The sequence below is a fragment of the Rhabdaerophilum sp. SD176 genome (assembly GCF_030143245.1).
Taxonomy (GTDB): domain Bacteria; phylum Pseudomonadota; class Alphaproteobacteria; order Rhizobiales; family Beijerinckiaceae; genus Rhabdaerophilum.
The window spans coordinates 368,978-387,010 of the sequence record NZ_JARJNS010000002.1 but is presented as its reverse complement, the minus strand read 5'-3'; the positions used below and the strand labels follow the sequence as shown (position 1 = coordinate 387,010).

The following is an 18,033-nucleotide window of genomic DNA, read 5'->3' as shown; positions in this document are numbered from 1 at the left end:
CCTGTCAGCGCGTCCGCCCGCCGCGCATTCGTACGCCCGGGGCCCAGACCGTGGCCGCGCCCGGTGGAACATAGGGCTGCGTCCGCACCGGACGCGCCGGCGCGGCGGGCAGGCGTGCCCGTTCCTCGCTGTCGAGGATCTCGCCAAGGGTCGGCGAACGCGGGTCGGGGTCGATAGCGAAACCGGCCGCAAAGGCGGGGTGCAGCACAAGGAGGCCGAACAACCCTCCGGCCAGGGGCAAGCGAAGCAGACGCATGACAGAACTCACTCGCTCATGCCGGCCCTGAAACAGAAGGCCAGCCTTCACAAAATATGAGCGAAAAGGGTTCACAACCCGTGACTACGGCAAAGCCTGCACCGGAGTCCCTGCATGAAGCCCACCAACCTCGTCTTCGACATCGGCAATGTTCTGATCCGCTGGGATTCGGAAATCCCCTATCGCCGGCTGATTCCGGACCCGGAAGAGCGGCGCCACTTCCTGACGGAGATCCTGCCGCCGGAATGGAACCTGGAGCAGGATCGCGGCCGGCCGTGGCCGGATGCCGAGGCGGAACGGATTGCCGTGCATCCGGACAAGGCCGAGCTGATCCGCGCCTTCCGCCGCCACTGGCACGAAATGGTCCCCGGTCCGATCGATGCGAATGTCGCCGTACTGGAAGCGGCCTTGGCACGCGGAATTCCCTGCTACGCCATCACCAATTTCGCCGCCGATACCTTCGCCGAGGCGAAAGTGCGCTTCCCGTTCCTTGGCCGCTTCACCGGAACGATTGTCTCGGCTGAACTCGGCGTGCTGAAGCCGGATCCGGCCATCTACAGGGCCTTCCTTGCCACGCATGGGCTCGAAGCGCAGACCTGCCTCTTCATGGATGACAGCGCGAAGAACATTGCCGGAGCGGCAGCACTCGGCTTCGCCACGATCCATGTCACGGATGGTATCGATCTCGGAGCGGAAATCCGCCGCTTCGGACTCGTTCTGTAGCCGACAAAAGGGATGGCGCCCTCGGGCGCCATCCCAAGCAGCCTTCAGATCGTCTGGTTATAGGCCCCCACTTCCGGGTTCTCGCGCAGGATCGTGTCCATCGCCTTGAACATCTCGCGCATGCGCGCTTCCGAGACCGGGCTTTCGACCACGACCACCAGTTCCGGCTTGTTCGACGAAGCCCGCACGAGCCCCCAGGTGCCGTCCTCGGCCGTCACGCGGACGCCATTCACGGTCACGACATCGCGGATCGGCTGGCCGGTAATCGTCTCGCCTTTCGCGGCCATCGCCTGGATGCGCGCCACGACACGGTCGACAACGTCGTATTTGATCTCGTCGTCGCAATGCGGCGACATGGTCGGCGAGCCCCAGGTTTTCGGCACGGCGCGGTAGAGGTCGGCCATCGAGCGGCCGGGATTGCGATCGAGCATGTCGATCACGGCAATGGCCGTGACAATGCCGTCATCATAGCCACGCCCGACCGGCGCATTGAAGAAGAAATGGCCGGATTTCTCGAACCCTGCCAGAGCCTTGAGCTCGGTCACGCGCTTCTTGATATGCGAATGGCCGGTCTTCCAGTAATCAGTTTTCGCACCGAGGCGGATCAACTCCGGATCCGTGTGGAAAAGCCCGGTCGACTTCACATCGACCACGAAGGTCGAGCCGGGATGCAGCGTCGAGAGGTCGCGCGCCAGCATCACCCCGATCTTGTCGGCGAAGATCTCGTTGCCCTCGTTGTCGACCACGCCGCAGCGATCGCCATCGCCATCGAAGCCAAGGCCGACATCCGCGCCGTGCTCCTTCACCGCATGCGCGATGGCATGGAGCATCTCCATGTCCTCGGGGTTCGGGTTGTAGCGCGGGAACGTATGGTCGAGCTTCGTATCCAGCGGGATGACCTCGCAGCCCAGCGCTTCGAGCACCTGCGGTGCGAAGGCGCCGGCCGTCCCGTTGCCGCAGGCCGCAACGACCTTGAGCTTGCGGCCGATCTTCGGGCGGCTGGTGAGATCCTTGAAGTAGAGATCATAGAAATTGTCATGGAAGGTGTAGCTGCCGCCGCCATCAAGCGCGAACGCACCGGCCAGAACAATTTCCTTGAGCCGGCTCATTTCATCCGGGCCAAATGTGACGGGCCGGTTGCAGCCCATCTTCACGCCGGTCCAGCCATTGTCGTTATGCGAGGCCGTGACCATCGCCACAGCCGGCACGTCCAGCGCGAATTGCGCGAAATAGGCCATCGGCGAGAGGGCGAGGCCGATATCGACCACCTTGCAGCCCGAGGCCATCAGGCCGGCCACCAAGGCCAGCTTGATCGAGGCGGAATAGCCCCGGAAATCATGGCCGACAACGATGCGACGCTCGACACCGCGTTCCTTGAGAAAGGTTCCGATCCCCATCCCGAGAGCCTGGATGCCCATGAGGTTGATCTCCGGCGCCTTGGGCGAGGCCGGATGCCCGAACCACCAGCGTGCGTCATATTCCCGGAAACCGGTCGGCTTCACGAGCGGAGTCGATTCGAAGGCACGGGTGTTCGGCTCGATAGCCGTCAGCGGCTTGGGAAAGGAGAACATGCAAGATCCTGTTTGTGGCCTGGCCGTTCTCTACAGGAGAAATCCTGAATTTTCAGCAACGGCATAACCTTGATAACCAGCCTAACGATGAAGGGCTGCGGCGAACAACGTGCGGGTATACTCGGTGCGCGGGCGGGCGAAGAGTTCCGCAGCCGGCCCCTGCTCGACCACCTGCCCGTTCTGCATGACGATGACATGACTGGACAGGGCCCGCACCACCTTCAGGTCATGGCTGATGAAGAGATAGGCGAGCTTTCGCTTGACCTGCAATTCGCGCAGCAGATCGACGATCTGCGCCTGGACGCTCATGTCGAGCGCGGAGGTCGGCTCGTCGAGCACGACGAATTTCGGATCGAGCGCCATGGCACGGGCAATAGCGATGCGCTGGCGCTGGCCGCCGGAGAACTCGTGCGGATAACGGTCCATGGCAGCGGGATCGAGCCCGACATCATGCAGCGCCCGGGCCACGATGCCCCGCGCCGCCTCGTCACTCAGCCCCGGCTGCTGGATATGCAGCCCCTCGGCCACGATCTCCGCCACGGACATGCGGGGCGAGAGCGAACCATAAGGGTCCTGGAAAACAATCTGCATGTCGCGGCGCATCGGCCGCATCGCCTTGAAGCCGACACCCTGCACATCCCGGCCGAGCACACGGATGGCGCCCTCGGAGCGGATCAGGCGCAGGATCGCCTGTCCGAGCGTCGTCTTGCCCGACCCGGATTCGCCCACGATGCCCAAGGTCTCGCCGGCACGGATCGTGAGGTTAATCCCGTCCACCGCCTTCACATGGCCTGTCACGCGCTTCATCAGGCCGGTCCGGATCGGAAAATGGACCTTCAGATCGCGCACTTCGACAACAACCGGCGCCTCGCCATGGGGCATGGCCGGCTCGCCTTTCGGTTCGGCCGCCAGCAGGGCCTGCGTGTAGGGATGCTTCGGCCCCGAGAACACATCATCGACAACGCCCTGCTCGACGATCTGCCCGCGCCGCATGATGGCCACGCGATGGGCGATCCGGCGGACGATGCCGAGATCATGCGTGATGAACAGCATCGCCATACCGGTCTCGCGCTGCAGGTCGCGCAGCAGGTCGAGGATCTTGGCCTGCACGGTCACATCGAGAGCCGTGGTCGGCTCGTCCGCGATCAGCAGGTCCGGCTCGTTGGCGAGCGCCATCGCAATCATCACTCGCTGGCGCTGGCCACCGGAAAGCTCATGCGGATAGGCACCGAGCCGGCTTTCCGGATCGCGGATCCCGACCTTGTTGAGCAGATCGAGAATGCGCCGACGGGCAGCCTCGCCCGACAGGCCGCGATGCAGGCTCAGGATCTCGCCGATCTGCCGCTCGATCGTATGGAGCGGGTTGAGCGAGGTCATCGGCTCCTGGAAAACCATCGAGATGGCATTGCCGCGGATCTTCCGCAGCATGGCTTCCTCGGCCTTGAGGATATCGACCGGGCCCGGCTCACCCTCGAACAGGATCGACCCGCCGGGATGATGCGCCGCCGGGTAATTCAGCAGCCGCACCAGCGAGAGTGCAGTGACCGATTTGCCGGAACCGGATTCACCCACCAATGCGAGCGTTTCGCCGCGATGGATCTCGAAAGAAACGCGGTCGACAGCAAGGCTGTCCTTTCCGCCCTGCCGGAAGGCGACCGAGAGGTCCTGCACCGTGACGAGCCGCGCGCCGGTCATGCGAAACTCTTCCGCGGATCGAACGCATCGCGCACAGCCTCGCCGATGAAGATCAGCAGCGAGAGCATCAGCGCGATCACGGCGAAGCCGGACAGGCCGAGCCACGGCGCCTGCAGGTTGGCCTTGCCCTGCTGGAGCAGCTCGCCAAGGGAAGGCGAACCGGGCGGCAGGCCGAAGCCGAGAAAGTCCAGCGAGGTCAACGTGGTGATCGAGGCATTGAGCACGAAGGGCATGTAGGTCAGCGTGGCAACCATGGCATTGGGCAGCATGTGCCGCATCATGATCTGGCGGTCGGACAGGCCCAGAGCCCGCGCGGCCTTTACATATTCGAAATTCCGGGCCCGCAGGAACTCGGCCCGGACGACACCGACCAGTGAGGTCCATTTGAACAGCAGCAGGATGGTCAGCAGCACGAGGAAGCTGGGCGTGATCACGGCCGAAAGGATGATCAGCAGGAAGAGCAGCGGCATCGATGTCCAGATCTCGATGAACCGCTGGAAGAAGAGATCCACCTTGCCGCCGAAATAGCCCTGCACCGCGCCCGCCGCGATGCCGATCACCGAGGAGGCCAGTGTCAGGATCAGCCCGAACAGCACCGAGATGCGGAAGCCGTAGATCAGCCGGGCGACAACGTCACGGCCGCGATCATCCGTGCCGAGCCAGTTCCATTCGATATCCTTGCAGCCCGTGCCGCCGCGCTTTTTCGCCACCGTGGCACATTGGGCATCGGTGAGCATCCATGTCGGCGGCGCGGGGGCAGCCACCGGAAGGTCGCGCTGGATCGTGCGATGATGGAACCGGATCGGCGGGAACAGCATGAAGCCATGCGCGTTGATCTCATCGGCGATCACCGGATCGCGGTAATCCGTCACAGCCAGGAACCCGCCGAATTTCTCCTCCGGATAATCCACCAGGACAGGAAACAGCCATTCGCCCTTGTAGCGGGCGAGGACGGGCCGGTCATTCGCGATGAATTCCGCGAAAAGCGAAAGCACGAACAGGACCATGAAGATCCAGAACGACCAGTAGCCCCTGCGGTTGGCGCGGAAACTCTGCAACCGGCGCTGGTTCAGCGGCGAAAGTCGGATGAAGCCCCGCTGGGGCGGCAGCGGCGGCGCCTCGGGCGCCCGTGCCCCGGCCGCCAGGCCGTCATCCCGGAGCGCCTGCTCAGACATCACGCGCCTCGAAATCGATGCGCGGGTCGATCAGCGTGTAGGTCAGATCCGTGACCAGCGTGATGACAAGGCCCAGCAGCGAGAAGATATAGAGCGTGGCGAAGACCACCGGGTAATCGCGGTCGAGCGTGGCCGAAAAGGCCAGCAGGCCGAGCCCGTCCAGCGAGAAAATGTTCTCGATCAGCAGCGAGCCGGTGAAGAAGGCATGGATGAAAGCACCGGGGAAGCCGGCGATCACGATCAGCATCGCATTGCGGAAAACATGGCCATAGAGCACGCCGCGTTCCGACAGCCCCTTCATGCGGGCCGTCAGCACATATTGCTTCCGGATCTCGTCAAGGAAGGAATTCTTGGTCAGCAGCGTCAGCGTGGCAAATTGCGAGATCACCATCGCCGTCAGCGGCAGGGCGAGATGCCAGAAATAATCGAGGATCTTTCCGCCGAGGCTCAGTTCCTCGAAATTCGGCGAGGTCAGCCCGCGCAAGGGGAAGAACTGGAAGAACGAGCCGCCGGCAAACAGCACCACCAGCAGCACCGCGAACAGGAAGCTCGGAATGGCATATCCGATCACGATCACGCCGGAGGTCCAGACATCGAAAGCCGAGCCATCCTTCACCGCCTTGCGGATCCCGAGCGGGATGGAAATCGCATAGGCGATCAGGGTCATCCAGAGGCCGAGCGAGATCGAGACCGGCAGCTTCTCCTTGATCAGCTGGATGACCGAGGCATCACGGAAAAAGGACCGGCCGAAATCGAACCGGGCATAATCCCAGATCATCTTGGCGAAGCGCTCATGGGCCGGCTTGTCGAAGCCGAACTGCTTCTCCAGTTCCTTGATGAAGGCCGGGTCAAGGCCCTGCGCCCCGCGATAGGTCGAGCTGGCATCCGCCGCCGCGCTGGCCGCTCCGGAAATATCACCGCCCGTGCCGCCGCCGACCCGGCCGCTCGCGCCCGAATCCTGGCCCTGCAGCTGCGCGATGATCTTCTCGACCGGCCCGCCCGGCGCGAACTGGATGATGATGAAGGACAGCAGCATGATGCCGAGCAGGGTGGGCACCATCAGGGCAAGGCGTCGGAGGATATAGGCCGCCATTACTTGCCGATCCGCTTCGCCTTGTCGGCATCGTACCACCAGGTCGCCAGCGCGGTGGAAGAAGCCCCGCCCGCCAGCGGTGGAATCGGCCCGGGCGCGGAATACATGTCCCAATAGGCGAATTTGTGCTCGGCAGCATACCAGGCCGGCACCCAGTAGCGGCCGGCGCGCAGCAGCCGGTCGAGCGCGCGGGCGGCATGGGTGATATCGGCCTTCGATTTCGCCGCGATCACCTTGGCGATCATCGCATCGACTGACGGGTCGGCAATGCCCGAGAGGTTGCGCGAGGAGGGTGTCCGCGCCGCCTGCGAGCCGAACAGGGTGTTGAGCGTCTCGCCCGGCGTGAGCGACATGACGAACCGCGCCGAGACGACGTCGTAATCGTAATCCTGCACCCGCCGCTGGTATTGCGACGGATCGACCTGCCGGATGGAAAAGCCAATGCCGAGCAGGCGGAGATTCTTGCCGAATGCCTCGACATGCTTGGTCAGGCCGCCATCGAACTCCAGGAATTCCAGCGTCAGGCGTGTGCCGTCCGCAAGCCGCAGGATGCCGTCATCGCCGCGCTTCGCTCCGGCCTGCTGCAGCAACTGCTGCGCCTGCCGGAGAAGCGTACGGTCCTGCCCGGAACCATCCGAAACCGGCGGCACATGCGGCTCGCCGAACACCTCGTCCGGCACCTTGCCGCGGAAAGGTTCCAGCAGGGCCAGTTCCTCCGGCCCGGGCTTGCCGACGGCCTTGAGCGGTGAATTCTCGAAGAACGAAGTCGTCCGCTTGTAGAGCCCGTACATCAGGTTCTGGTTCATCCACTCGAAATCGAAGGCGAGCCCGATCGCCTCGCGGATGCGCGGATCCCGGAATTGCGGCCGGCGCGTATTGAGGAACCAGCCCTGCGTGCCCGAGGGGCGGCCATCGACGGCTGTATCCCGCTTCACGCGCCCCTCGCGGATGGCGGGGAAATCATAGCGCGTCGACCAGATCACCGAGGTGAACTCGTCCCGGAACGTGTAGACCCCGGCGGTGAAGGCCTGAAACGCCGCCTCGCGGTCACGGAAATACTCGTAGCGCACCGTATCGAAATTCGCCTGGCCCACGGCGACCGGCAGATCCTTGCCCCAGTAATCCGCCACACGGCGGAAACTTATCGCACGGCCCTGCTCGATCCGGTCGACCCGGTAGCTGCCGGAGCCAAGCGGGCTCTCCAGCGTGGCGGAGTCGAAATCGCGGTTGGCATAATAGGCTTTCGAGAAGATCGACAGGCCAGCCACGATCAGCGGCAATTCGCGCGAACGATCGGGGGTGAATCGGATCTCCACCTCCTGCGGCGAGAGGGCGGACGCGCCCGTCACCTTCTGCAGGATCAGCCGGTAGGTGGCATAGGCCTTGGCGCTCTTCAGCGTTTCCAGCGTGAACACGACATCCGCCGCCGTGATCGGCGAGCCGTCATGAAACCGCGCCTCGGGGCGCAGCTGGAACCGGTAGACCTGCCCGTCGGCCGAGCGGCGGACGCTGCGTGCCACAAGGCCGTACAGCGCATCTTCCTCGTCCGAGGAGCCGGCCATCAGGCTGTCGAAGATCAACCCCATCCCGGCGGCGCCGTCGCCACGTTGGGAATAGATGTTCAGCGTGTTGAAGGTCGTGAAATTCTGGTTGCCGGCGGTGGAGGAAACCTGCAGCGCGATCTCGCCGCCCTTTGGCGCCTGCGGGTTCACATAGGCGAAATGCTTGAAATCGGCCGGATATTTCAGATCGCCGAAAATCGACAGGCCATGGCTGGGGGGCCCGAGTTCCGCTGCTTCCTGCGCATTCAGCGGGCTGCGCGGCAGCAGCGTCGAGATCCCGGCAAAGGCCCCGAGCGCGAGGGCACCGCGTCGCGTCGGACGCGACAGGAACCGGAACTCATGCGTCATGCTCGTCTCCCCTTGTGATCGAATCACCCACCGAGCCCATGCCGGGAATATGACGCAGCGCGGCTGGAAGGCCAGCACCAAGCCCCGGATTCGGCGTGATTTTCAGGAAGACAGCAAAAAGGGGCCGAAATCCGGCCCCTTGCTCAGGCGGAATGCGCAAGGCTGTTCAGGGCAACGCGGCAGGCGTCTCGGCAAGGCTGCGCAGATAGAAGATGATGTTGGCGCGCTCATCAGCACGATTGATACCGGCAAAGCCCATCGAGGTCCCCGCGACATAGGCCTTCGGGTTGGTCAGGAAGGCATCGAGCGCTTCATAATCCCACTTGCCGCCCTTGGACGCCATGTCCTTCAGGCCGGCCGAGTAATTGAAGCCGGCCGCGGCACCCTTGGCCTTGTTGACGATGCCCCAGAGCGCGGGGCCCTGGCCGTTCTTGCCGTCTTTCTGGAACTGGTGGCAGCTCACGCATTTCTTGGCTGCCGTCTCGCCCTTGGCGAGGTCGGCCGTGGCGAGACGGGTGGCAATCGGCTCGGCCTGCGCGGCGGCCGGGGCGGCCGCGCTGCTCGCAGTGGCGCTGTTGTCCGGCAACTCGTAGCCCGCCTTCGCCGGCGGCTTCGGAGCCATCAGGCCGCTCGAGAGGAAGCCGATGCCCATGGCCAGCGTGAGCATGCCGAGAATGGCACCGGCTACCTTGTTGACTTCGTTCGCATCCATGCCTGCAACCTCTGGGTCTCTCCGGACGTTGCCACCGCGCGCGAGGCAGCGCCACCAAATTCACTGGCTGATTACCCGCTTTCAATAGGGAAAGGCAACCCGTATAAGTGCCTTCCGTTTGCTACTTTTTTTCCCGTCCTTCACAGCCGGTTAGCGCTTCAATGTCCGATCCCGTCGTCGTCATCCCTGCCCGCCTCGCTGCCACCCGCCTGCCCGGCAAGCCGCTCGCCATGATCGGCGATGCCCCGATGATCGTGCATGTCTGGCGCCGCGCCGAGGAGGCCGGCATTGGCCCAGTGGTGGTAGCGACGGATGCACCGGAAATCGCCGCCGCGATCGAGGGCGTCGGCGGCATTGCCATCATGACGCGCGCCGATCATCCCTCCGGATCCGACCGCATTTTCGAGGCCGTCGAGCTTTTCGACCCCGAGGGCCGGCACGATGCGGTGGTCAATGTCCAGGGCGACCTGCCAACCATTGATCCGCGCATCATCGCGGATTCGCTGATCCCCCTCTCCGATCCCGCTGTCGATATCGCCACCCTCGCCTCGGTCATCGTGCGCGAGGAAGAGAGGACGGCTACGCATGTGGTCAAGGCCATCGGCACGCCCGTAGCAGCCCGCCGGCTGCGGGCTCTCTATTTCACCCGCGCCACTGCCCCCTGGGGCGAGGGCGACCTGCTCCACCATATCGGCCTTTACGCGTATCGGCGCCGGGCGCTGGCACGCTTCGTCGCGATGCCGCCCTCGCCGCTCGAACAGCGCGAAAAACTGGAACAGCTTCGTGCGATCGAGGCGGGGATGCGGATCGACATCATCCGGGTTGACACGGTGCCTCTCGGGGTGGACACGCAGGAGGATCTGGAACGGGCCCGGGCCATGCTGGCCGGCGGCCATTGAACGGGCCTTGGGAGCAGCAGGAATGGCGAAGGTGATTTCCTTCCAGGGCGAGCGCGGAGCGAATTCCGAGATCGCCTGCAACGAGGTCTATCCCGATTGGGAGGCCCTGCCCTGCGCCACTTTCGAGGATGCCTTCGCCGCCCTCGCCGATGGCGCGGCTGATCTTGCGATGATCCCGATCGATAATTCGATCGCCGGCCGCGTGGGTGATATCCACCATCTGCTGCCGACCTCCGGCTTCCACATCATCGGCGAGCATTTCCTGCCCATCCATTTCCATCTCATGGCCATCGAAGGCGCGAGCCTCGCCACGCTGAAGGCCGCGCAGAGCCATGTCATGGCCCTCGGCCAATGCCGGCGGATGCTGAAAAAGCTCAACCTCAAGGCGATCGTCGCCGCCGATACCGCCGGCTCGGCCCGGCAGGTCGCGGAAATGCAGGACATTACCCGCGCCGCCATCGCACCGCGTCTCGCCGCGAAGGTCTATGGCCTGAATATTCTAGCCGAGGATATCCAGGACGAGGACCACAACACCACGCGCTTCATCATTCTCTCGCGCGAGGCCAAGGATGCCGCGCCGGATTCCGGCCCGGTCATGACCAGCTTTGTCTTCCGCGTACGCAACGTTCCCGCCGCGCTTTACAAGGCGATGGGTGGTTTCGCGACCAACGGCGTCAACATGGTGAAGCTCGAAAGCTACATGATGGAGGGCCAGTTCACGGCCACCCAGTTCTATGCCGATGTCGAGGGCCATCCCGAAGACCCGGCCCTCAAGCGCGCGCTGGAGGAACTCGAGTTCTTTTCCAAGGAACTGCGCATCCTCGGCACCTATCCCGCGCATCCCTACCGTGCCAAGGTCGTGCCGGCGGCGGAGTGAGCTTGCGCTGCCGGCCCTCAGGCGCCGGCGGCATCCTCCACAAAATGCCGGATCAGATGGCTGGCAATCGACATTTTCGCCGGCACGCCAAGCCCTTCGGGATGCGTTCCGGCGATCATCTGCCGTACCTCGTCGCGGTCGAACCAGCGGCAATCCTCCAGTTCGTCGAGATCGATGGCGATGGTTGTCGAGCGGGCCTCGACATAGGCGCCGATCATCAGGCTGGCCGGGAAGGGCCAGGGCTGGTTCGCCATGATCGTCACCCGACCGCCGAGAATGCCCGCCTCTTCAAAGGTTTCGCGGCGCACCGCATCCTCGATCGTCTCGCCTGGCTCGACAAAGCCGGCCAGCGTCGAATACCAGCCCGGCGGGAACCGGGCCGAGCGGCCGAGCAGGCAGCGGTCGCCATCCACCGTCAGCATGATCACCACCGGGTCCGTCCGCGGGAAATGTTCGGCCGAGCAGGCGGTGCAGATCCGCTTCCAGCCCTGCTCGGCAAGGGCGGAGGGCTGGCCGCATTTCGAACAGAAGCGATGGGTTGCGTGCCAGTGCAGCATCGCCTTGCCCTGCGCGATCGCGCCCATCTGATCAGCCGGGAGGCGCCCATCCAGCGCCAGCGCGCGCAGGCCGATCAGCAGGAATTCCGCTTTTTCCTTAAGGGCTTCCTCGGCATCGGGTGCGATCAGTACCGCGAAGCGGCCGGCCTCGCCCTCGCGGCCGAGAAACACCATCTCCTGATGTTGCCCCGGAAAGGGCAGTTCTTCCGAAGCGAAAAGCGCGATTCCGAGGTCGTTTTCGCGTCTCAGCACGGCATTATCGCCGCAAAAAACGTAAAATCGGGCCTCTGGCGTCTGCCTCAGCGCCTCGACAAGGTCGGGTCGGGTGCGCAATTGCGCCGACCGGTCGAGCGTACCATGCGCGAAGCCGAGCCCCGGCGGCGGCTTCAGCTCCATCAGCGGCGAGAACAGGGCCTCGATCTCCGGGCGACGCCCGGCCTTGCCATCACTCATCGGAATTATCCTTGAAAACCCAATGCTTTGGCGAGCCTGTCCATGAGTGGCCCGGCCATATGCGCCGGATAGGGCACCCGCTCGCCATGGCCCCAGATCGGCCCGGGCCAGGCCGGATCGGACGCGAACCGCGCGACGACATGCACATGCAACTGCGGAACGACATTCCCAAGCGCGCCGATATTCAGCTTGTCGGGCCGGAAATGCGCCCGGACGGCCTCCGAAACACGCAGGATTTCGTCAAATAATTTTTGACGATCAGCTTCGATCAGATCAAGAATTTCAACGATTCCGGCGCGCCGCGGCACCAGCATCAGCCACGGGAAGCGCGCATCATCGACAAGGAAGACGCGGCTCAGTGGCAGATCGCCGAGTACCAGCCCGGTGGCCTCGAGGCGGGGGTCGAGTGTGAAACCGGCTTCCGGCATGAAGGATCCTTTCGAACGTTGCCGCTTTTCTAGGACGAGTCGAACCTGAATGCATCCGCTTCGTTGCACGGCCCGCCTCCCCACAGCGCCCTTGTTTTCGGAAGCGAGATGTCCGATATAGCGAGCGGGAGGTTGGCGATGGACGCATCCCTCGCCAACCGGGTCAGGTCCGGAAGGAAGCAGCCCTAACGAGACCGGGCGGGTCATTGTTCCAGCCTCCCACCGACCACGCCGCGCGAGCACCGCACGGCCTTTCCATTGCGGGGCCAGAGGGAAGAGGCCGTTTTCGACATGGCTGTTCGACATGGCTGACAGCCCGGAACCCGCTTCCCCCGAGAGCCTGCTGCCCGACAGCGCCTATCGCGTCCTCGCCCGGAAATACCGGCCGCAGAGCTTCGCGGACCTGATCGGCCAGGAAGCGATGGTCCGGACGCTCTCGAACGCGTTCACGACGAAGCGCATCCATCAGGCTTATATCTTCACCGGGGTCCGCGGGGTCGGCAAGACGACCACCGCCCGAATTCTTGCGCGGGCGCTGAACTACGAGACAGACACGATCAAGGTGCCGACAATCGACATGCCGGAGCCGGGCATCCACTGCCAGGCGATCATCGAGAGCCGCCATGTCGACGTGATCGAGATGGATGCGGCCTCCAACACCTCGATCGACAATATCCGCGAGATCATCGAGGCCGCGCGCTACAAGCCCGTTTCCGCACGCACCAAGGTCTACATCATCGACGAAGTCCACATGCTGTCGAAGGCGGCCTTCAACGGCCTGCTCAAGACGCTGGAGGAGCCGCCGCCGCATGTGAAATTCCTCTTCGCGACAACCGAGATCCGCAAGGTGCCGGTGACGGTGCTCTCGCGCTGCCAGCGCTTTGATCTGCGCCGCATCGAGATCCCTGTGATGATGGAGTATCTCGAGACCATCATCGCGAAGGAAGGCGTCACCGTCGAGGACGAGGCGCTGATGCTGCTCGCCCGCGCCTCCGAAGGCTCGATGCGCGACGCGCTCTCCCTGCTCGACCAGGCCATTGCCCATGGCAGCGGCACGGTCCGGGCGGAGGAGGTCCGCGCCTCGCTCGGCCTGGCCGATCGCACGCGCGTGATCGACCTGTTCGAGGCGGTCATGTCCGGCGATATCTCGCGCGCGCTGGTTGAATTCGAGAGCCAGTTCAACGAAGGGGCCGAACCGCTCGCCATCCTCACCGATCTCGGCGAATTCGTGCATGTCGTCACCCGGCTGAAACTTGTGCCGGAAGCGGCGCGCGATCCGGCTCTCTCGGAAACCGAGCGGCAGCGCGGCCTCGCCTTCTCGAAGCAGGTGCCGATTCGCGCGCTGACCATGGCCTGGCAGATCATCCTGAAGGGCCTCGGCGAGGTGCAGGCCTCGTCCCGCCCCCGCATGGCGGCGGAAATGGTTTTGGTCCGCCTCGCCTATGCCGCAGACCTGCCGAGCCCGGGCGACATGATCCGCGACCTGCGCAATGGCACGATCGCAGCGGGCACCGTGCCGGCAGCACCGCCCTCGGGCAGTCCAGCCCCGTCCTCCGGCGGACCCGGTGCCAGCCTGCCGCGCCTCGTGGCCGACAATGCCGCCCCGGCTTTGCCGGTCGAGGCCGTCGCAGCCCCCGTGGCGGACGGACGGCCACTTCCGGCCAGCCTGACCGATCTCGTGGCTTTGGCTCGCCAGAACCGCGATATCCGGATGATGACAGCGCTGGAGCGCCATGTCCGGGTGACATATTTCGAACCGGGCAAGATCGATCTCGTCCTCCTGCCGCTGGCCGAGCCGGACCTGCCGAACCGGCTTCACAAGGTCCTGCTCGACTGGACCGGCCGCCGCTGGATGGTTTCGGTCGTCTCGGACATGCCGGCCGGCAACCTTCCGAAGACGTTGCACGAGGAAGCCGAGGCCGCCGAGGCCGAGACGCGGCAGGGCGTCATGGCGCTGCCGACAATCCGGGCCATCCTCAACCGCTTTCCGGGCACCGAGATCGTGGGCATCCGGGAGCCGGCCGAGGAAAGCCTGCCGCCGGCCGAACCCGATGCGCTTGATCGGGAAGCCGAAATCACCGATGACGATCTTTGAGTTATTCGTCCAATGGCCCAGCTCTGCTGGCAATCCCCCGATGACAGGACAGGGAGTTTTTCATGCGTGATCTTATGGGCATGATGAAGGAGATGGGCGGCCTCAAGGCCAAGATGGAGGCCATGCAGGCCGAACTCGAGGCGACCGAGATTACCGGCCGCGCCGGGGCCGGCCTCGTCGAGATCACGCTCAATGCCAAGGGCTCGATGAAGGGCATCGCCATCGATCCCTCGCTCCTCGTGCCGGGCGAGAAGGAAATCCTGGAAGATCTCGTCGTTGCCGCGCATCAGGATGCGCGCGCCAAGATGGAATCGGTGATCGCCGAGAAGACGCAGGGCCTGATGGGGGGCCTGCCGCTCCCGCCCGGCTTCAAGCTGCCCTTCTGACGAGATATCGATGGCGCAATCCCTCGCCGGGCCGGAAATCGAACGGCTGATCCAGCTTCTCGCGCGGATGCCCGGACTCGGGCCACGCTCGGCCCGCCGCGCCGTTCTGCATCTCATGCGCAAGCGCGAGGAATTGCTGGCCCCGCTCGCAGAGGCGATGCGCGTGGCGGCCGAGCGGATCGTGACCTGCACCACCTGCGGCAATCTCGATACGCAGGATCCCTGTACGATCTGCCGCGACCCCCGCCGCGACCGCTCGATCATCGTCGTGGTCGAGAGCGTGGCCGATCTCTGGGCGCTCGAACGGGCAGCGGCCATCCGCGCGAGCTACCATGTGCTTGGCGCCACGCTGTCGCCCTTCGATGGCATCGGCCCGGAGGATCTCGCCCTGCCACGCCTTGTCGAACGCGCCACCAGCGGCGAGGTGCGCGAAGTGATCCTCGCGCTCAACGCGACGGTCGAGGGCCAGACAACGGCGCATTACATCACCGACCTGCTTTCGGAGGCCGGTGTGAAGGTGACGCGGCTCGCCCATGGTGTGCCGGTGGGCGGCGAACTCGACTATCTCGACGAGGGCACGCTCTCCGCTGCCCTGCTCAGCCGGACCCTGGTGTGAGCACGAAGATGGACCGTCCGATGCAGGCTCTGGCGCGTTTCGAAGGGATCGACACCTGGATCTTCGATCTCGACAACACCCTCTACCCGCCTCATTCCGATCTCTGGCCCAAGGTGGACCAGAAGATCACCCAGTATATTTCGGAGTTGCTGGGCGTGGACGGGCTGACCGCCCGCGCGATCCAGAAATATTACTATCAGGTCCATGGCACCACGCTGAACGGGCTGATGAAGGAACATGCGATTGATCCGCATGCCTTCCTCGACTTCGTCCATGACATCGACCGCTCGAACCTGCCACCCGATGCGCGGCTGGCCGAGGCGATCGGCCTGCTGCCCGGGCGCCGCTTCATCTTCACCAATGGCTCGCGCCGACATGCCGAGGCGACGATCAACCAGCTCGGCATTGCCGGCCTGTTCGATGACGTGTTCGACATTGTCGAATCGGATTTCGTGCCCAAGCCCGCCCGCCAGCCCTACGAGAAATTCCTGGCCCGCCACGGAATCACGCCGGTGCGCGCGGCGATGTTCGAGGACATTCCGCGCAATCTCGAAATTCCGGCCGAACTCGGCATGCGCACCATCCTCGTCGTGCCCGATGGCCGCGGCGACCACAAGGATGAGTGGGAGCGGTTCGTCACCGAGGGGCCCGGTGCCATCGGTATCCGCTTCGACGCCGTCACCCCTGATCTGCCGGAATTCCTGACCCACCTCGTGCGGGAACTCGGCCGGGCACCCCCCCGCGCTTGACAAGGCCCCGTCGATCCCGGAACCAGACCAACCACGAACAGCCCCATGAACACAGGAAGAAGCCATGTCCCTCTCGTCGATCATCGATAAGGCCTGGGAAGACCGCGCCAGCATCAACAGCCAGACGCGCGGCGAGGTGCGTGACGCCGTGGAATCGGCCCTCGCCGAACTCGATGCCGGCCGCCTGCGCGTGGCCGAGCGGACACCCGGCAAGACGGGCCCGGAAGCCTGGACGGTGCACCAATGGCTCAAGAAAGCCGTGCTGCTTTCCTTCCGCCTGAGTGACAACGCGATCATGCCGGGCGGCCCGGGCGGCGCGAATTACTGGGACAAGGTCCCGCTGAAATTCGCCGGCATGGGCGCCGAGGATTTCACCGGAGCCGGGTTCCGTGCCGTGCCGGGCAGCATCGTCCGCCGTTCCGCCTTCATCGCCCGCAACGTCGTGCTGATGCCCTCTTTCGTGAATGTCGGCGCCTATGTCGACGAGGGCACCATGGTCGATACCTGGGCCGGCGTCGGCTCCTGCGCGCAGATCGGCAAGAACGTGCATCTCTCGGGCGGGGCCGGCATCGGCGGCGTGCTTGAGCCGCTCCAGGCCAACCCGACGATCATCGAGGATAATTGCTTCATCGGCGCCCGCTCGGAAGTGGTCGAGGGCGTGATCGTCGGCGAAGGCTCGGTCATCGCGATGGGCGTGTTCCTTGGCGCCTCGACCCGCATCATCGACCGCACGACCGGCGCCGTGCATGTGGGCTATGTGCCGCCCTATTCGGTCGTCGTCTCGGGCACGATGCCGGGCAAGCCGATCCCCGGCCAGAACTGGGCTCCGGCCACCTATTGCGCCGTGATCATGAAAACCGTCGATGCCCAGACGCGCTCGAAGACCGGCATCAACGAACTGCTGCGCGACTGATTGCCCGTCACGCAATTGCCACATCCCGTCCCCAGATCAGGGGGCGGAACCCCTGCAGGAGATCGGTGATGTTCGACGCGAAGAAGCTTCTTGATATGCTGGTGCAATCCGGCAGCAATGCCGCGCCGGGCGGCCAGAACCTCAACTCGGTGCTTGGCCAGGTCGGCAGCGTCGTCGGCGCCGTGCTGAACCAGGCTGGCGGCGGCGTGAAGCAGGCCGCCACGGAACTCGACACCCGCACCGGCGCCTCCACCCGCGCCAGCGAGATGGTGACCGGGGCCACCGGCCGCTCGCCGTCCGATTTCCTGGCCCAGGCGAAGGAACTGGCCTCGCGGAACCAGCTTGCCACCGGCGCGGCGCTCGGCGGCCTCGCTGCGGTGCTGCTCGGCACCAAGGCGGGCCGGTCGATCACCGGCTCCGCTGCGCAGATGGGCGGTCTCGCCCTGATCGGCGGGCTCGCCTACAAGGCGCTGCAGAACTATCAGGCCGGCAAGCCCCTGCTCGACCTCCAGGGCGCGGCCGGCTCGCTGACGGGCCAGACTCCGGCTTTGCCGGCCCCGACCGGCGAGCAGGAGCGCGCCTTGCGCCTCGTCCGTGCGATGATCGCCGCAGCCTCGGCCGACGGCATTGTCGATGCCACCGAGCGCGCCGCGATTGCCGGCAACCTCAAGGCCGCCGGGCTCGATGCCGAGGCCGCCAGCTTCCTTGAGCATGAATTCGCCAATCCCGCCGATATCAGCACATTGGCCAGCGGGCTGGCCACGCCGGAACAGGCCGCCGAAGTCTATGCCGCCGCCCGGCTGGCTATCGACCCTGACCTGCAGGAGGAACAGGATTTCCTCGCCGCCCTCGCCTCGGCGCTGAACCTCGAGCCTGGCCTCGTCGCCCATATCGATGCGGCCGCCTCCTCAGCCAAGGCCTGACG

18 protein-coding genes and 1 other RNA gene are annotated in these 18,033 nt (G+C 64.8%); 10 read left to right on the top strand and 9 right to left on the bottom strand.

Annotation, left to right across the window (positions count from 1 at the left end; translation table 11 throughout):
* Positions 1-4: 4 nt before the first annotated feature.
* A complete protein-coding gene (locus P0652_RS05610; protein ID WP_284177784.1) occupies positions 5-256 on the bottom strand; it encodes a hypothetical protein in 252 nt (83 codons plus the stop codon).
* A gap of 114 nt (positions 257-370) precedes the next feature.
* On the opposite strand from P0652_RS05610, the gene P0652_RS05605 reads away from it, so the two are divergent.
* On the top strand, positions 371-979 hold the full coding sequence (locus P0652_RS05605) for an HAD family hydrolase (RefSeq protein WP_284177783.1): 609 nt from the start codon (positions 371-373) through the stop codon (positions 977-979).
* Positions 980-1,023: 44 nt separating this feature from the next.
* Here the strand turns inward: P0652_RS05605 and P0652_RS05600 are convergent, their stop codons facing one another.
* From P0652_RS05600 to P0652_RS05575, 6 genes are all read right to left on the bottom strand, one after another.
* Positions 1,024-2,550, bottom strand: coding sequence for a phosphomannomutase/phosphoglucomutase (locus P0652_RS05600; protein WP_284177782.1), 1,527 nt, complete (start codon positions 2,548-2,550; stop codon positions 1,024-1,026).
* Between the two features lie 81 nt (positions 2,551-2,631).
* The gene (locus tag P0652_RS05595) at positions 2,632-4,245 is read right to left on the bottom strand and encodes an ABC transporter ATP-binding protein (RefSeq protein ID WP_284177781.1); all 1,614 of its coding nucleotides are present in this window, start codon (positions 4,243-4,245) and stop codon (positions 2,632-2,634) included.
* Positions 4,242-5,420 (bottom strand): ABC transporter permease, encoded by a 1,179-nt coding sequence (locus tag P0652_RS05590; protein ID WP_284177780.1) that lies wholly within the window; start codon positions 5,418-5,420, stop codon positions 4,242-4,244. Before P0652_RS05590 ends, P0652_RS05595 begins: the two co-directional genes overlap by 4 nt.
* Complete coding sequence (locus P0652_RS05585; RefSeq protein ID WP_284177779.1) at positions 5,413-6,513, bottom strand: microcin C ABC transporter permease YejB; 1,101 nt, start codon at positions 6,511-6,513, stop codon at positions 5,413-5,415. The genes P0652_RS05590 and P0652_RS05585 overlap by 8 nt, the downstream gene beginning before the upstream one ends.
* A complete protein-coding gene (locus P0652_RS05580; protein WP_284177778.1) occupies positions 6,513-8,423 on the bottom strand; it encodes an extracellular solute-binding protein in 1,911 nt (636 codons plus the stop codon). Before P0652_RS05580 ends, P0652_RS05585 begins: the two co-directional genes overlap by 1 nt.
* 166 nt (positions 8,424-8,589) lie before the next feature.
* Positions 8,590-9,135 (bottom strand): c-type cytochrome, encoded by a 546-nt coding sequence (locus tag P0652_RS05575; protein ID WP_284177777.1) that lies wholly within the window; start codon positions 9,133-9,135, stop codon positions 8,590-8,592.
* Between the two features lie 161 nt (positions 9,136-9,296).
* Between P0652_RS05575 and P0652_RS05570 the strand changes: the two genes are divergently transcribed.
* Together P0652_RS05570 and P0652_RS05565 are read left to right on the top strand one after the other, a co-directional pair.
* A complete protein-coding gene (locus P0652_RS05570; protein ID WP_284177776.1) occupies positions 9,297-10,034 on the top strand; it encodes a 3-deoxy-manno-octulosonate cytidylyltransferase in 738 nt (245 codons plus the stop codon).
* A gap of 22 nt (positions 10,035-10,056) precedes the next feature.
* A complete protein-coding gene (locus P0652_RS05565) occupies positions 10,057-10,911 on the top strand; it encodes a prephenate dehydratase (protein ID WP_284177775.1) in 855 nt (284 codons plus the stop codon).
* A gap of 17 nt (positions 10,912-10,928) precedes the next feature.
* On the opposite strand, the gene nudC is transcribed toward P0652_RS05565, so the two are convergent.
* Both nudC and P0652_RS05555 read right to left on the bottom strand, forming a co-directional pair.
* Positions 10,929-11,921: an NAD(+) diphosphatase gene (gene nudC / locus P0652_RS05560; protein WP_284177774.1), complete on the bottom strand. Its 993-nt coding sequence runs from the start codon at positions 11,919-11,921 to the stop codon at positions 10,929-10,931.
* A 5-nt stretch (positions 11,922-11,926) separates the two neighbouring features.
* Positions 11,927-12,349, bottom strand: a complete 423-nt coding sequence (locus P0652_RS05555; RefSeq protein ID WP_284177773.1) for an HIT domain-containing protein — start codon at positions 12,347-12,349, stop codon at positions 11,927-11,929.
* Between the two features lie 127 nt (positions 12,350-12,476).
* On the opposite strand from P0652_RS05555, the gene ffs reads away from it, so the two are divergent.
* From ffs to P0652_RS05520, 7 genes are all read left to right on the top strand, one after another.
* Positions 12,477-12,572: signal recognition particle sRNA small type (ffs, locus tag P0652_RS05550), an RNA gene on the top strand.
* An 81-nt stretch (positions 12,573-12,653) separates the two neighbouring features.
* Entirely contained in the window at positions 12,654-14,444 is a 1,791-nt protein-coding gene (locus tag P0652_RS05545; RefSeq protein WP_284177772.1) for a DNA polymerase III subunit gamma/tau, read from the top strand.
* A 62-nt stretch (positions 14,445-14,506) separates the two neighbouring features.
* Positions 14,507-14,830: a YbaB/EbfC family nucleoid-associated protein gene (locus tag P0652_RS05540; protein ID WP_284177771.1), complete on the top strand. Its 324-nt coding sequence runs from the start codon at positions 14,507-14,509 to the stop codon at positions 14,828-14,830.
* Between the two features lie 10 nt (positions 14,831-14,840).
* Positions 14,841-15,446: a recombination mediator RecR gene (recR, locus tag P0652_RS05535; protein ID WP_284177770.1), complete on the top strand. Its 606-nt coding sequence runs from the start codon at positions 14,841-14,843 to the stop codon at positions 15,444-15,446.
* On the top strand, positions 15,443-16,195 hold the full coding sequence (locus P0652_RS05530; RefSeq protein ID WP_284177769.1) for a pyrimidine 5'-nucleotidase: 753 nt from the start codon (positions 15,443-15,445) through the stop codon (positions 16,193-16,195). Before recR ends, P0652_RS05530 begins: the two co-directional genes overlap by 4 nt.
* A gap of 64 nt (positions 16,196-16,259) precedes the next feature.
* Positions 16,260-17,108 carry a 2,3,4,5-tetrahydropyridine-2,6-dicarboxylate N-succinyltransferase gene (gene dapD, locus P0652_RS05525; protein WP_284177768.1) on the top strand — a complete coding sequence of 283 codons (849 nt, stop codon included), beginning with the start codon at positions 16,260-16,262 and terminating at the stop codon, positions 17,106-17,108.
* Between the two features lie 68 nt (positions 17,109-17,176).
* Positions 17,177-18,031 (top strand): tellurite resistance TerB family protein, encoded by an 855-nt coding sequence (locus tag P0652_RS05520; protein WP_284177767.1) that lies wholly within the window; start codon positions 17,177-17,179, stop codon positions 18,029-18,031.
* Positions 18,032-18,033: the final 2 nt, after the last annotated feature.

What these genes read in the sequence shown, in the direction of transcription:
- P0652_RS05610 (WP_284177784.1), bottom strand. Translation starts at nt 256, where the DNA reads ATGCGTCTGCTTCGCTTGCCCCTGGCCGGAGGGTTGTTCGGCCTCCTT.
- P0652_RS05605 (WP_284177783.1), top strand. Translation starts at nt 371, where the DNA reads ATGAAGCCCACCAACCTCGTCTTCGACATCGGCAATGTTCTGATCCGC.
- P0652_RS05600 (WP_284177782.1), bottom strand. Translation starts at nt 2,550, where the DNA reads ATGTTCTCCTTTCCCAAGCCGCTGACGGCTATCGAGCCGAACACCCGT.
- P0652_RS05595 (WP_284177781.1), bottom strand. Translation starts at nt 4,245, where the DNA reads ATGACCGGCGCGCGGCTCGTCACGGTGCAGGACCTCTCGGTCGCCTTC.
- P0652_RS05590 (WP_284177780.1), bottom strand. Translation starts at nt 5,420, where the DNA reads ATGTCTGAGCAGGCGCTCCGGGATGACGGCCTGGCGGCCGGGGCACGG.
- P0652_RS05585 (WP_284177779.1), bottom strand. Translation starts at nt 6,513, where the DNA reads ATGGCGGCCTATATCCTCCGACGCCTTGCCCTGATGGTGCCCACCCTG.
- P0652_RS05580 (WP_284177778.1), bottom strand. Translation starts at nt 8,423, where the DNA reads ATGACGCATGAGTTCCGGTTCCTGTCGCGTCCGACGCGACGCGGTGCC.
- P0652_RS05575 (WP_284177777.1), bottom strand. Translation starts at nt 9,135, where the DNA reads ATGGATGCGAACGAAGTCAACAAGGTAGCCGGTGCCATTCTCGGCATG.
- P0652_RS05570 (WP_284177776.1), top strand. Translation starts at nt 9,297, where the DNA reads ATGTCCGATCCCGTCGTCGTCATCCCTGCCCGCCTCGCTGCCACCCGC.
- P0652_RS05565 (WP_284177775.1), top strand. Translation starts at nt 10,057, where the DNA reads ATGGCGAAGGTGATTTCCTTCCAGGGCGAGCGCGGAGCGAATTCCGAG.
- nudC (WP_284177774.1), bottom strand. Translation starts at nt 11,921, where the DNA reads ATGAGTGATGGCAAGGCCGGGCGTCGCCCGGAGATCGAGGCCCTGTTC.
- P0652_RS05555 (WP_284177773.1), bottom strand. Translation starts at nt 12,349, where the DNA reads ATGCCGGAAGCCGGTTTCACACTCGACCCCCGCCTCGAGGCCACCGGG.
- P0652_RS05545 (WP_284177772.1), top strand. Translation starts at nt 12,654, where the DNA reads ATGGCTGACAGCCCGGAACCCGCTTCCCCCGAGAGCCTGCTGCCCGAC.
- P0652_RS05540 (WP_284177771.1), top strand. Translation starts at nt 14,507, where the DNA reads ATGCGTGATCTTATGGGCATGATGAAGGAGATGGGCGGCCTCAAGGCC.
- recR (WP_284177770.1), top strand. Translation starts at nt 14,841, where the DNA reads ATGGCGCAATCCCTCGCCGGGCCGGAAATCGAACGGCTGATCCAGCTT.
- dapD (WP_284177768.1), top strand. Translation starts at nt 16,260, where the DNA reads ATGTCCCTCTCGTCGATCATCGATAAGGCCTGGGAAGACCGCGCCAGC.
- P0652_RS05520 (WP_284177767.1), top strand. Translation starts at nt 17,177, where the DNA reads ATGTTCGACGCGAAGAAGCTTCTTGATATGCTGGTGCAATCCGGCAGC.